Here is a 12,384-nt window from a genome sequence, read left to right on the forward strand (position 1 = left end):
TCAGCGCCGGCGTCCCCAAGGTGCTCACCGAGCTCACCACCCTGGGCCGGACCCTGAAGAAGCGAGCCGCTGACGTGCTCGCCTACTTCGAACGACCCGGCACCAGCAACGGGCCGACCGAGGCGCTCAACGGACGGCTCGAACACCTGCGCGGCTCCGCACTCGGGTTCCGCAACCTGACCAACTACATCGCCCGAAGCCTGCTCGAGACCGGCGGCTTCAGACCCCAACTCCTACACCCCCGATTGGGATGAGCCAGCAAACTCCGATACCGCGCGAAGCGGTCCGCTCAACCTAGTCTGACGACATCGAGTCACCTCCCCTGAGAACGGCACGCATGCTACCTTCGGAGGTAGTTCGGGCCCCGCTTTGCGGGGCCCATCGTCGTTTCTAGGGGTGACCTGTTGGTCATTATCGATTGGCGTTGAAAATGCACGGGGGAATGAAGGTGTACGTCGGCGACCCGGCAGCCGCCCGTGCCTATGTGGAGGCCGACCGGGGTCGGGCCGATGACTACTACCTGGCCGAGGGGACCGGCTTCGCTCGCCGCTTCACCGCCACGGACGGGCACGTGACCGAACTCGCGCCGCTGACCGGCGACAACTACGAGACCTGGGTCGCGGGCCGCGACCCGGGCACCGACCACCCGCGGGGGCAGCTGCGCGACGACGAGCGGGCGGTGCGGTTCGTGGAGGTGGTGGTCAACGGCCCGAAAACCTGGTCGCTGGCTGCTGCACTGCATCCGGACATCGCCGCCGCGTACGAGGCCGCCCAAGACCGCGCCGCCGGGCAGATCATCGGCTGGCTGTCGCAGCACGCCACCACCAGGGTCGGCCCGCGCGGCGGGCAGGTGCAGGTGCCGCTGGAGGTGCTGGAGGCGGCGACGGTGCGGCACTACACCTCCCGGGCAGAGGATCCACACTGGCATCTGCACCTGCAAATCCTGTCCCGCGTGTTCGCCGCCGGGAAATGGCGGGGCCTGCACACCATCGGCATCCGAGACTCCCTGAATGCGATCAACGGCATCGGGCACGCGGCGATGGCGTGTGACCCGGAATTGAACGCCGCCTTCGCCGCGCACGGCTACACGAAGGACGCTACTGGAGAAATACAGGAGCTCGCCGACTATGCCGGCCCGTTCAGCGCACGGCATGCGCAGATCGCCCGGAATGTGGACCGCTACGAAGCCGAATGGACCGCCACGCACCCCGGCGAACGCCCCGGCCCGGCGCTGCGGCGCGCGTGGGACGCCCGCGCCTGGGCCGACGGCCGCCCGGACAAGGTGACCCCGCAGCCGGGGACGAACGTGGCGGAACGCTGGCGGACGAGGGTGTACGACCTGGGCTACCGCGACCCGGCCGGCCCCGTGGACCTGACGCCCACCCCGGTCGGTGCCCTCGACCGAGACCAGCTGGTGCAGCGCACGCTGGCCCGGCTCGCGGCCGGCCGGTCGGCGTGGAACGCCGCCGACGTCCGCGGCGAGGTCGAGCGGCTGATCGCCGCCGCGGGCGTCGTCGCCGGGGCGGCGGTGCGTTTCGAGCTGGCCGAGGACCTCACCGCCCGCGCGATGGACCGCTGCCTGCCGCTGCTGGACCGCGACGGGGTGCCCGAGCACCTCCGGGCCTGGACGTCGCAGCTGGTGCTCGAGGTCGAGGCCGACCTGACCGCCCGGCTCGCCGCCCGCGCCGCGACCGGCGGACCGGACGCGGGCCTGACACTGCCGGTCGGCCTCCCGGGCGGCGGCGCGAGGCTGGATGCCGGCCAGTCAGCGGCGGTCGCCGCGCTGTCCGGCGACCGGCCGCTGGCCGTGGTGGAGGGTGCGGCCGGCGCGGGCAAGACCACCACCCTGGCCGCCACCCGGGCCCTGCTCCACGACCAGGGCCGCGGGATGGTGGTGGTCACCCCGACGCTGAAGGCCGCCAAGGTCGCCGCCGCGGAGGTGGGCGCGGCGGCCGGGTCGGCGGCGTCCCTCGCCTACCAGCACGGCTGGCGGTGGAACGCCGACGGCGCCTGGACCCGGCTCGCGACCGGCGACACCGATCCGGTCACCGGCCGGGTCTACGCCGGCCCGACGGAGGCGGGGGCGCGGCTGCGTCCGGGGGATCTGCTGGTCGTCGACGAGGCCGGGATGCTGGACCAGGACACCGCCCGCGCCCTGTTCACCGTCGCCGACGAATGCCAGGTGCGGGTGGCGCTGCTCGGCGACCGGCACCAACTGGCCGCGGTCGGCCGCGGCGGCGTCCTGGACCTTGCCGCCGACGCAGTCGACCCGGCGGCACACCTGACACTCGAGGCGGTGCATCGCTTCACCCGCAGCGACGCCGGCCTGGTGCTGCCCGACACCGAGTACGCGGACCTGACCCTGGCCATGCGCACCGGCGCCGACCCCGCCGCGGTCTTCGACGCGCTGCTGGCGCGCGGGCAGATCCGGCTGCACCCGGATGCGACCGCGCTGCAGGATGCGATCGCGGCGGCCGCCGCCGGCCACCACCGCCGCGGCGAGTCCGTGGCGGTGGTGGTGAACACGCGCGAGCAGGCCGCCGACCTCAACGCCGCCATCCGCGACCGGCTGGCCGCCGACGGCCGCGTCGACGACCAGCGCGTCGCCATCACCGGGGCCGGGCAGCGGATCGGCGTCGGGGACCGGATCGCCACCCGCCGCAACGACCGCGACCTGGGCGTGGCCAACCGCGACATCTGGACCGTCACCGCCGTCGGCCGAAGCGGCGCGCTGCTTGTCACCCCCGCCGGCCCTGCCAGCGGGGACGTTCCCGGCGGTGTCACCCCGGACCCGCAAGGGACGCGGGTGCTGCCCGCCGACTACGTCACCGCGCACGTGGATCTGGCTTACGCGAGCACCGCGCACGGGGTGCAGGGGGAGACGGTCACTGCCACGCACCTGGTGGTTGGGGAGCGCACCGGGGCGGCGTCGGCGTACGTGGGGATGACCCGCGGCCGGACCGCCAACACCGCCCACCTGGTCGCCGCCAACGTGGACGAGGCTCGTGAGCAGTGGGTCGCTGTCTTCGCCCGTGACCGCGCCGACCTCGGCCCCTCCCACGCTGCTGAACAGGCCGCCGCCGAGGCCGCCCGCTACGCCGCACCTCGTCCCCTGGAGCACGTCGTGGCGGACCTGCATCGGGCGTGGACCGTCGAGCAGAACTGCCTGGACCGGCTGGCCTTCTGGCAGCCGCAGCGCGACCAGCTGCGAGAGGTAGTCGCGCTCGAAGCTCCCCACGCCGGCGAACTCGCGAGGTTGGGGGCCGCCCGGGAGCGGGCGGCGATCGCCGCCCAGCAGGCCCACCAGCGGGCCCAGGCCAGCGCGGCCGCGGTCGCCACCGAGGCCGACCGGATCCGCGACAGACTGCTGGGCTCCTGGGACGGCGAACGCGGGGCCGCCCGCGCGGCGGCGAAGGTCGTGCTCGACGGGCCCGGCCGGCTCGGGCTGCGCCGGGGCGCGGTCGCCCGCGCCGGCGAGCAGCTCGCCGACGGGGCCGACCGATGGCGCGCCCACGTTTCCTCCCTGCCCAGCGATGCGAAGGAGCTTGCGCGCCTGGCCGGCTGGTTCGATGACCGACCAGCGCTGTGGGCGGCACTCGACACCTCCGCTCAGCGCGCCGCCGAAGCCGCCCACCCCGAGCACGGCGCCCAGGGCGCCGCCGCCGACGCCGCACGGCAGCAGCACGAGCAGGCCCGGTCCGCGCTGGCCGAGGCCCACGGCCAACGCGACCAGCGACTCCGAGGATTGGAACCAGCCGCCTGGACCCCCGAGCTCGAGGCGCGGCTCGCCGAGCTGGACCGAGACATCGCCGCCACCCGGCAGGAGCTCACCGACGCCCGGGCACGCATCGCCACCCTCCGGGCCGAACACCTCGCCATCCCCGCCGCCGAACCGGCCCAGGCGCAGCCTGCCGAGCGGCTCGCCCATGAGCACGACGCGTGGCGTGCCCGCCGACGGAACGCCGAGCGGACTGCCCGCCGAGCAGGCGACGTTCGGAGAACCCCGAACGAGTGGCCCGTCCATGTGCCACCGCCACCGCCACCGTCGAGCCTCGGACCACGTCCGGGTGCCGGACCGCGTATGGGACGGTGAGCCCCCCGCAGCCCGTCTACCGACGGGCACATTGCCAGCGAGTACCTGCGCCCATGGCCTTTGGGGGAGACGTCGCGACCGTCACGGAGAGTGCGGATGTGCCCGCCTCAAGACGCTCTGCGACACGCCCGAGCGCGTGGACGTCAGGCAACACTCAGTCCACAAGAATTTCATTTGAGGCCGTCGACCACCAACATCAGGCAACGGCGAAAGCGCAGGTCAACGAGGGTTTTCAGTCATGCTCAAGATCGCTCAATCACGCAGGGAACGTTCCGCTTCAACGTCTGAGCGGCCACGGCTTCACCGCTGCTCGTCGGGGGATCGCTCGTCGTCGTTCCAGTAGGACAACTCGTATGTCCTGACGATCGCCCACCTGGCGAAGGTGGCCGACTGGTGCAGGCACCCGGCTGCGACGAGTGCGAGCACGAGGCCGGTCAGTCCGGCGAAGAGTGGGAGCCCGCCGGTGAAGATCTCCACCAGACCCGCCAGGGCGCCCAGTGCGAGCGGTGGCACCGAGCGACTGAGCATCAGGCCGGTCGCTCTCAGGCGGGAGACCTCGGCAGCCGCCTCGCTGTCGTCCGCCTCGAGTGCGGCGAGGAGCGTGAAGGGATCGGACCGGAGGAAGCGACGCGGGGCCGCGGCGGCGTTGCGTCGAACGAACTCCTCCTTGGCCTCCCCCGGGAGGTCGGCCGGGCTGAAGGGGTTGAGCCGGTCGACGACGCTCCCGAGGGGGGAGGAGGCCTGTCCCGTCAGGAACGCCGCCACGGCGAGGGCGAGGAGCAGCAGCACCGTCGGGACGTTCAGCAGACTCGGAACATCGATCCAGCCGGCTCGGTGGGATGCGTACGCAAAGACCGACAGGTAGATCGATCCGGGTATCGCGTAGGCGAGCAGGTCGAAGACGCCGAGGATGAACGCCATAGGTCTCTCCCGGTGCCTCGATTCGGACGGGACGTCGGACTCGGACGGCGGGCTGCCATGTTCCGGCCCGCGCGGATCATCGCCGGAGTTCAGCCACCTCGTCGAACCGGCGCACCCGCTCAGCCGTGCAGGGTGGGCCGGTAGACGAGCTCCTGGGTGTGGCTGTCCAGCGTCCGGCTGCCGAGCAGCTCGAGGTCGAAGTCGGCCGCGCCCCCGAAGATCGGATCCGTCCCGGTCCGACCGGTGATCACGGGGAAGATCGTCACCTGGACGCGGTCGACCAGGCCGGCGGCCATCAGTGACCGGTTCATCGACAGGCTGCCGTGGGAGCGCAACGGCAGCTCTGACTCTTCCTTGAGCCGGGCCACGACGTCGACCGCGTCGCCGCTCACGAGGTCCGCGTCCGGCCAGTCGAGGGGTCCGTCGAGGGTCGTCGACACCACCGTCGTCGGCATGCTCTTCATGCGGGCGTTCACCGGGTCCAATCCCGATACCTCGGTGCCCGCGCCCAGGTACTCCACGAAGTCCCGGAAGGTGTTCGCCCCGAGAACCAGCCGCTGGTCCTCCTCGTACTGGGCGAGGCGACGGGCGAGGAACTCGGGGCCGTGCTTGCCCCAGTAGCCGCCCCAGTCGCCGTCCTCACCGTAGGAGCCGAAGCCGTCGAGGCTGCAGAAGACGTCGAACGTGTACTCAGCGGTCATGGAGAGCAGACCCGTGAGGACGGTGGAACTCATCGCCGACGGGTCTCCCACCTCACCGGACGAGCTCCGCCACCTCGTCGAGCCGGCCGAGCTTGTGCGGGTTGCGCATCGCGTACATGCGGGTGATCCGGCCGTCCTCGACGACGAAGGTGATCGCGGTGTCGAACTCGCCGCCCGGGTCGATCCGCGCGGCGACCGCGCCGTTGAGCAGCGGCGTGGTGATCTCCACACGGGGCGCGAACTCCGCGAAGCGGGACAGCGCCAGAGCGACGCGCCTCGCGCCCACGACGGGACGCCGGGCGGCCGGCGCGAGGCCTCCGCTGTCGGCGACCACGACGACGTCGGGCGCCAGCACCTCCATCAGGCCGAGGACGTCGCCCGCGGTGACCGCCGCGAGGAAACGGTCGACCACCTGCTGCTGCTCGCTGCGGCTCACCACCATCCGCGGGCGCCGCGCGGCCACGTGCTCGCGCGCCCGGTGTGCGATCTGCCGGACGGCGGCGGTCGACCTGCCCACGGCCTCGGCGATCTCGTCGTACGGCACGTCGAACACCTCGTGCAGGACCAGGACCGCGCGCTCCGTCGGCCCGAGGGTCTCCAAGACGGTCAGCATCGCGATCGAGACGCTCTCGGCCAGTTCGACGTCCTCGGCGACGTCCGGACTGGTGAGCAGCGGCTCCGGCAGCCATTCGCCGACGTAGTCCTCGCGGCGACGGGCCATGGTCCGCAGCCGGTTGAGCGCCTGGCGGGTGACGATCCGCACGAGGTAGGCCCGCGGGTCACGGACCGCCGCCTGGTCCACGTCCGCCCACCGCAGCCATGTCTCCTGCACGACGTCGTCGGCGTCGGCGGCCGAACCGAGCAACTCATAGGCGACGGTGAACAGCAGGCTGCGGTGGGCCACGAAGGAATCGAGGAACGGGTCGCCGGTCATGCCGGGGCGACGTCCGCCGACCGGGGCGCGAGCGGCGGCAGGCCGCAGGATGCCGAGAACTCCGCGGAACGGATGCCCAGCGCGACGTTGCCCCGGGCGGTCATGTTCATGACGCCGATCCTGGTGGTCAGCTCCAGGAGCGCGGGTGCACCCAGTGCATCGAGCAGCGCGGCCGACATCTCGTCGGTGACCGTGAGCGGGGTCTGGCACATCGCCTCGGCGTACTCCATCACGCGCCGCTCCAGGTGGGTGAAGGCGGTGGACTCCCGCCACCGCGGCACCTCCCGCGCCTTCGTCTCGTCGAGGCCGCGGTCGTGCGCCATGAAGTAGTGGAGATCGAGGCAGAAGCTGCATCCGATCGCTCCGGCCGCGGCCATGGTCGCGAGGGTCGCCAGGGTCGGGTCGAGCCGGTTCCACGACTCGGTCCTGCGGCCGAACCGCATCGTGTCCTTGAGCAGCGCCGGGTAGTGCCACATCACGCCGAGCCCCTCCGGCACCTGGCCCAGCATCTTCCGGCTCATCGTCTTCAGGAGCGCCCCGTGGACGCCGGTGATCTCGGTCGGGGGAACCCGCGTGCTGCTCGTCATGTCTCCTCCACGTGTGTCGTGTTGTCGACATGAAGACACCGGCCGCGCTCGGGATGTGACATGGCGCGGGTGACCGCCGAGCTCGGAACTCGACGGCCACCCGCCCGCTACGACCGGTCAGGTGGTGACGAGGCTGCGCACGCTCCCGGTGACGGTCAGCGCCAGACGCCGCACCACCCGCAGGCTCTGGTCGGCCAGCGCGTACGTGGTCTCGATGACCTCCTCCGGCCGGACGAGCACAGCGGGGACCAGGCTGCGCACGATGGTGGTCACGCCCTGGACGATCCCCGAGACGGCGTCCTCGCTGCTGTCGGCCGCCGCGGCGAGCTGACGGCGCGCCTGCTCCTGCTCCTGCGATCGCAGCTCCGTCAGCAGGTCCCGGCGGACGGCGAGGACGAGCTGCCGGGCGCGCTCGTCGTGCGAGCCGTTGCGCGCGGCGTGCAGCGCCTCGGCGGCCAGCAGCTCGCGGGCCCGGTCCTCGGCCTCGTCGCGCGTGCGGCTCAGCTCCTCCAGCTCGACGCCGGAGTCGGCCGGAAAGTCCTGCGGGGCGGGAGCGTCGTCCTCTGCACGCTTGCGACTCGTGTCGGGGGCGGTGGTGGTCGGCGACTTGGCTGACGGCGTGGTCATGGCTTCCTCCAGGGTCGATCCGTGCGGACACCTCGAGGTTCCGGCCGGCAGGTGACCCGTCGGGGTGCTCCCGGCGCACGGGAGGAGAGCGGCCCGCCAACAGTCGGCACCGCCGGCGCCGTCCTTGGCCGGCGATGCGCGCGCAAGGTCCCGTCGGCCCGTCGAGCGGGCGTTCCGTCACGAAGAGGCTGGCCGTCATGTCGACAGGGTGCGGTGTCCAGAAGTCGCCCCGGTGGAGGGCCTCCGAACTCCTGGCTGAGCTCAGGCCTGAGCCGCGACGTCCACCGACAGCTGTTCGGCGAACCTGCGCTGCGCGGCCTCCAGCGCCTGGAGAGCTTCCTTGCGGCGCTCCCAGTTGCGGGTCCCCGACAGCGACTTCCCCGGTTCGAGCGCCTCGTAGATCTCGAAGAAGTGCCAGATCTCCGCGATCAGGTGCATCGGCACGTCCTCGAGCTCCTGCAGGTGCGCCTTCCGCGGGTCGTTGGCAGACACGCACAGCAGCTTGGCGTCGGCCCGCTCCTCGTCGCGCATCCAGAACACCGCGATGACGCGGGCGCGGATCACGCAGCCGGGGAACGTGGGTTCGTCGAGGAGGACGACGGCGTCGATCGGGTCGCCGTCCTCGTCGACGGTCTCGGGCACGAACCCGTAGTCCCCGGGGTAGCCGGTCGACGTGAACAGCATCCGGTCCAGCCGGATCCGGTCGAGCTCCAGGTCGTACTCGTACTTGTTCCGCGATCCCTTGGGGATCTCGACGATCACGTCGACGTCCACGGACACGACCCCCTCGGCGTCAGGGCTGTTCCCTCACCGGCGCAGGAACCCTCGCCCCGCAGCCCCCCGACGTCAAGCCGAGCACCGGTTCAGCACCGGTTGCGCAGGTCAGCGCCCAGGAGCAAGGTCGGGGGGCCGGCGCCACGTGCCCGGATCCGCCGTGGCAGGGGCCGGCTTCCAGGAGGGTGACATGGCCACAGCACGCGACATCATGTCCGGCGGCGCGGAATGCGTGGGCGAGAACGAGACCCTGGTCGACGCAGCCAAGAAGATGCGCGACCTGGACGTCGGGTCGCTGCCGATCTGCGGTGAGGACAACCGCCTCAAGGGCATGCTGACCGACCGCGACATCGTGGTGAAGTGCCTGGCGCAGGGCGGTGATCCGTCGTCCACGAAGGCCGGCGAGTACGCCGAGGGCAAGCCCGTCACCATCGGCGCCGACGACCCGGTGGAGGAGATCCTCCGCACCATGACCCAGTACAAGGTCCGCCGGCTGCCGGTGATCGACGGCCACGACCTCATCGGCATGGTCAGCCAGGGCGACGTCGCCCGGAACCTTCCGGAGGAGAAGGTGGGCGACCTCGTCGAGGCGATCTCCAGCTGACCGCCGGTCAGGTCCCGCAGAACGTCCGGTAGGCGCCGAAGTCCGGCGGGGCCGGCGCCGCATAGCGCTCGAGGCCGGGCCGCTCGTCGTAGGGGGCGGCCACGGCGTCGAGGAGTCCGTGCAGCGGCTCGAGGTCGCCCTCCGTCGCGGCGTCGAGGGCCTCCTCGACGAGATGGTTGCGGGGGATGTAGACGGGGTTGACGCGGTCCATCGCGTCGGCCTCGGGCTCCAGGGCGCGCCACCGTTCCAGCCACCCGTCGAGGGACGCCAGGTCGAGGAAGAGGAGGCGGGCCGGCTCGGCGTCGCCGCGGGCTGCGCTGCCCAGGGCGCGGAAGAACGACGTGGAGTCGACGTGATCGGCCTCGAGCAGGGCGAGCAGCTCGTCGGCCAGCGGGGAGAAGACCGCGTCGTCGAGCTCGGCGGGCAGGCCCAGCTTGGCCCGCATGCCGGCCGACCAGGCGACGTCGTACTGCGGGCGGAACCGCCGCAGCGACTCCACCGCCAGGGTGATCGCCCGCTCCTCGTCGTCGTCGATCAGGGGGAGCAGGGCCTCGGCGAGCCGGGCCAGGTTCCACTCGGCGACGAGCGGCTGGTTGCCGTAGGCGTAGCGGCCGCCGTGGTCGATGGAGCTGTACACCGTGGCCGTGTCGAAGGCCTCCAGGAAGGCGCACGGGCCGTAGTCGATCGTCTCGCCGGAGATGGTCATGTTGTCGGTGTTCATGACGCCGTGGACGAACCCGACGAGCATCCAGCGGGCCACCAGCGACGCCTGGGCGTCGACCACCGCATCGAACAGGGCGAGGTAGGGGCGCTCGGCGTCCGCAGCGCCGGGGTGGTGCCGGCCGATCGCATGGTCGGCGAGGCGGCGCAGGAGCTCGACGTCCCCGGTGGCCCGCGCGTACTGGAAGCTCCCTACCCGCAGGTGGCTGCTCGCCACGCGGGCGAGCACCGCACCCGGCAGCAGGGTCTCGCGGCGCACCGGGCGGCCGGTCGCGACGACGGCCAGGGAGCGGGTCGTCGGGATGCCCAGGGCGTGCATCGCCTCGCTGACGACGTACTCGCGCAGCATGGGGCCGACCGCGGCGAGGCCGTCGCCGCCGCGGGCGAACGGGGTGCGTCCGGACCCCTTGAGGTGCAGGTCGCGGACCCGGCCGTCGCCGTCGACCAGCTCGCCGAGCAGGAGTGCGCGCCCGTCCCCGAGCCGGGGGGAGTAGCCGCCGAACTGGTGGCCGGCGTAGGCCTGGGCGACCGGTCTCGCACCGTCGGGGACGGAGGTGCCGACCAGCAGCCGCAGGCCCTCGGGGGTCCGCAGCCAGTCGGGGTCGAGGCCGAGCCCGGCGGCCAGCGGCACGTTCAGCGCGATCAGCCGGGGGTCGGGCGCGTCCTCGGCCTGCCAGGGGAGCGCCAGCTCGGGCAGCTCGCGCGCGAAGCGGTCGTCGAGGGCAACGGTCGGAGGCGGGGCGACGCTCACCCCATCGAGGCTACGTGCGACGGCCGGATCGGCCACCGCGTCGCTGGAACAGGTGAACCCTTCGCTGACTGCGCACCCCTGCTCCATGGCCGCTCGATGTCCACCGTGCACGGGGCAGCTGTTGGGGGAGACGATTTGCGTTCACTGTGGTCCCGCGATCCCGAGGTCGCGCTGGCATGGGCGCTGCGGCGGTCGACGTGGCGCGGGTGGCGTCGCTGGACGGCACACCTGCGGCGTCCGCGTCCGCCGGCCTGAGGCGTGACCCGCACGGTCCCTGTCGCCGGTTGCCGGTGGCATCGTTCCCGTCATGGACGAGGCGGGCGTGCAGGCGGTGGTGCAGCACTACCTGGATCACAGCGCGGCCCGGGAGGAGGACGTCGCCAGCGAGATCTACGCCGACGACGCCGTCCTCGAGTTCCCGCAGTCCGGGGAGCGGTTCGAGGACGTCGCGAACTTCCGGGAGTGGCGGGCGCAGTACCCGGCTACGAAGATCGACTTCGACGTCCGGAGGGTGCGGGGCGGCGGCGACGTGTGGACGGTCGAGCTCCGGATCCGCTACGACGACGGGCCGGTGAACTACGGCGTGCAGATCCTCGAGTTCCGCGGCGACAAGGTGGTCCGCGAGACGATCTACGTCGCGGAGGGGTGGGAGGCGCCGGAGTGGCGCTCCGCCTGATGGGCCGAGCCGCCGAATCCCGTGAGCTCCTGAGCCTCAGCCGGCGTTCGCGGCCCGCTCGTCGCGCAGCGCCTGGAACACCCGCCTGCGGAGCGTGTCGGCGGCCTTCTCCGGGACGTCGACGAACTTCATCGCCATCAGCCACTGGGCGCCACGGATGGACGTCCACACGATCTCGCCGTGCAGGTGCACGAGGGCGTCGTCCAGTTCGAGGCTGACCTGCGTGGGCGTACCGGGGTCCATGGGCACGCCCCAGCCGTCCATGAGCGCCCGCATCCCGCCCTCGCTGAGGTCGACCGTCTTGCCCTCCATCTGCGCGCCGGCCCACGGGATGATCACCGGCACGGACACCCGCGCCCGGACGGCCTTGCGGCGCTGGCTGCGCTGGGCCTGGCCCGAGACGGCGAGGTGCCACCGGGGGTCGGCACCGTTCTCGATCTGGTTCACCGTGCCCGTGAGCGTCCGCTCCTCGTGACCGCCCACCCAGTACAGCTCGACGGCGTCACCCGGCTGGATCTCGGCGCTGTCCCACCCGGGCGCTCCACCGGTCGGCCGGACGACGACGAGGGAGACATCGGAGATCTCGACGTGCGCGGTCACGGTGAGACCGCGCGAGATGAGCGTGACGTCGGCCGAGGCCGTCTCCTCGGGGCGGTCGAGGAAGGGATCGGGGTCGGACATGCGGCTCCGCTCTGTGAAGTGCACCGGGCGTCGACAGCCTTGTCGTCCGGCGGAACCTAGCGTCCTTCGGAATGATTGACGCTTCACAGAATGGCGTGTCGCGGTATACCGCCCAGAAGAGGGAGATGCCGCCGCGCGAAGAAAGGCTTCCTCGAACGTCCGTCGATCCGCGAGACTCCAGGAGAGGTGCCGACGCGCTCGCTGCCGGCAGAGGACGACCGGGAGACGCGGAATGGCGGACAACTACATCGCGGAACTGCACTTCGGTGCACCGAAGATCGACGAGGAGGCCTTCGTCGCCCCGACCGCGGTGGT

Annotated in this window: 12 protein-coding genes; 4 read left to right on the plus strand and 8 right to left on the minus strand. The window is 72.1% G+C overall.

What is annotated here, in order from left to right; all coding sequences use genetic code 11:
* On the plus strand, nucleotides 1-254 hold a 254-nt coding region (locus E4P40_RS21910; RefSeq protein ID WP_167762336.1), incomplete at its 5' end, for a transposase.
* Nucleotides 255-442: 188 nt separating this feature from the next.
* Nucleotides 443-4,093 (plus strand): MobF family relaxase, encoded by a 3,651-nt coding sequence (gene mobF / locus E4P40_RS21915; protein ID WP_135160536.1) that lies wholly within the window; start codon nucleotides 443-445, stop codon nucleotides 4,091-4,093.
* A gap of 300 nt (nucleotides 4,094-4,393) precedes the next feature.
* On the opposite strand, the gene E4P40_RS21920 is transcribed toward mobF, so the two are convergent.
* The 6 genes from E4P40_RS21920 to E4P40_RS21945 form a co-directional block, all read right to left on the minus strand.
* Nucleotides 4,394-5,014: a hypothetical protein gene (locus tag E4P40_RS21920; protein WP_135160537.1), complete on the minus strand. Its 621-nt coding sequence runs from the start codon at nucleotides 5,012-5,014 to the stop codon at nucleotides 4,394-4,396.
* 119 nt (nucleotides 5,015-5,133) lie between these two features.
* On the minus strand, nucleotides 5,134-5,748 hold the full coding sequence (locus E4P40_RS21925) for a dihydrofolate reductase family protein (protein WP_209305458.1): 615 nt from the start codon (nucleotides 5,746-5,748) through the stop codon (nucleotides 5,134-5,136).
* Nucleotides 5,749-5,767: 19 nt separating this feature from the next.
* Nucleotides 5,768-6,649, minus strand: a complete 882-nt coding sequence (locus tag E4P40_RS21930) for an RNA polymerase sigma-70 factor (RefSeq protein ID WP_135160538.1) — start codon at nucleotides 6,647-6,649, stop codon at nucleotides 5,768-5,770.
* Nucleotides 6,646-7,236 carry a carboxymuconolactone decarboxylase family protein gene (locus tag E4P40_RS21935; RefSeq protein WP_135160539.1) on the minus strand — a complete coding sequence of 197 codons (591 nt, stop codon included), beginning with the start codon at nucleotides 7,234-7,236 and terminating at the stop codon, nucleotides 6,646-6,648. Before E4P40_RS21935 ends, E4P40_RS21930 begins: the two co-directional genes overlap by 4 nt.
* Nucleotides 7,237-7,353: 117 nt before the next feature.
* A complete protein-coding gene (locus E4P40_RS21940; RefSeq protein WP_135160540.1) occupies nucleotides 7,354-7,863 on the minus strand; it encodes a hypothetical protein in 510 nt (169 codons plus the stop codon).
* Nucleotides 7,864-8,124: 261 nt separating this feature from the next.
* Nucleotides 8,125-8,637: an inorganic diphosphatase gene (locus E4P40_RS21945; protein WP_135160541.1), complete on the minus strand. Its 513-nt coding sequence runs from the start codon at nucleotides 8,635-8,637 to the stop codon at nucleotides 8,125-8,127.
* Nucleotides 8,638-8,827: 190 nt separating this feature from the next.
* On the opposite strand from E4P40_RS21945, the gene E4P40_RS21950 reads away from it, so the two are divergent.
* Nucleotides 8,828-9,241: a CBS domain-containing protein gene (locus E4P40_RS21950; protein WP_135160542.1), complete on the plus strand. Its 414-nt coding sequence runs from the start codon at nucleotides 8,828-8,830 to the stop codon at nucleotides 9,239-9,241.
* Between the two features lie 7 nt (nucleotides 9,242-9,248).
* Here E4P40_RS21950 and E4P40_RS21955 read toward each other — a convergent pair whose 3' ends face one another.
* Nucleotides 9,249-10,712 (minus strand): protein adenylyltransferase SelO, encoded by a 1,464-nt coding sequence (locus tag E4P40_RS21955; RefSeq protein ID WP_135160543.1) that lies wholly within the window; start codon nucleotides 10,710-10,712, stop codon nucleotides 9,249-9,251.
* Nucleotides 10,713-11,019: 307 nt separating this feature from the next.
* Between E4P40_RS21955 and E4P40_RS21960 the strand changes: the two genes are divergently transcribed.
* A complete protein-coding gene (locus E4P40_RS21960) occupies nucleotides 11,020-11,388 on the plus strand; it encodes a nuclear transport factor 2 family protein (protein WP_135160544.1) in 369 nt (122 codons plus the stop codon).
* A 36-nt stretch (nucleotides 11,389-11,424) separates the two neighbouring features.
* Here the strand turns inward: E4P40_RS21960 and E4P40_RS21965 are convergent, their stop codons facing one another.
* Nucleotides 11,425-12,069 carry a PilZ domain-containing protein gene (locus tag E4P40_RS21965; protein WP_135160545.1) on the minus strand — a complete coding sequence of 215 codons (645 nt, stop codon included), beginning with the start codon at nucleotides 12,067-12,069 and terminating at the stop codon, nucleotides 11,425-11,427.
* Nucleotides 12,070-12,384: the final 315 nt, after the last annotated feature.

It is taken from the genome of Blastococcus sp. CT_GayMR20, assembly GCF_004570345.1.

Excerpts from the sequence above, each read along its gene's own strand:
- mobF (WP_135160536.1), top strand. The coding sequence starts at position 443 with ATGAAGGTGTACGTCGGCGACCCGGCAGCCGCCCGTGCCTATGTGGAG.
- E4P40_RS21920 (WP_135160537.1), bottom strand. The coding sequence starts at position 5,014 with ATGGCGTTCATCCTCGGCGTCTTCGACCTGCTCGCCTACGCGATACCC.
- E4P40_RS21925 (WP_209305458.1), bottom strand. The coding sequence starts at position 5,748 with ATGAGTTCCACCGTCCTCACGGGTCTGCTCTCCATGACCGCTGAGTAC.
- E4P40_RS21930 (WP_135160538.1), bottom strand. The coding sequence starts at position 6,649 with ATGACCGGCGACCCGTTCCTCGATTCCTTCGTGGCCCACCGCAGCCTG.
- E4P40_RS21935 (WP_135160539.1), bottom strand. The coding sequence starts at position 7,236 with ATGACGAGCAGCACGCGGGTTCCCCCGACCGAGATCACCGGCGTCCAC.
- E4P40_RS21940 (WP_135160540.1), bottom strand. The coding sequence starts at position 7,863 with ATGACCACGCCGTCAGCCAAGTCGCCGACCACCACCGCCCCCGACACG.
- E4P40_RS21950 (WP_135160542.1), top strand. The coding sequence starts at position 8,828 with ATGGCCACAGCACGCGACATCATGTCCGGCGGCGCGGAATGCGTGGGC.
- E4P40_RS21960 (WP_135160544.1), top strand. The coding sequence starts at position 11,020 with ATGGACGAGGCGGGCGTGCAGGCGGTGGTGCAGCACTACCTGGATCAC.
- E4P40_RS21965 (WP_135160545.1), bottom strand. The coding sequence starts at position 12,069 with ATGTCCGACCCCGATCCCTTCCTCGACCGCCCCGAGGAGACGGCCTCG.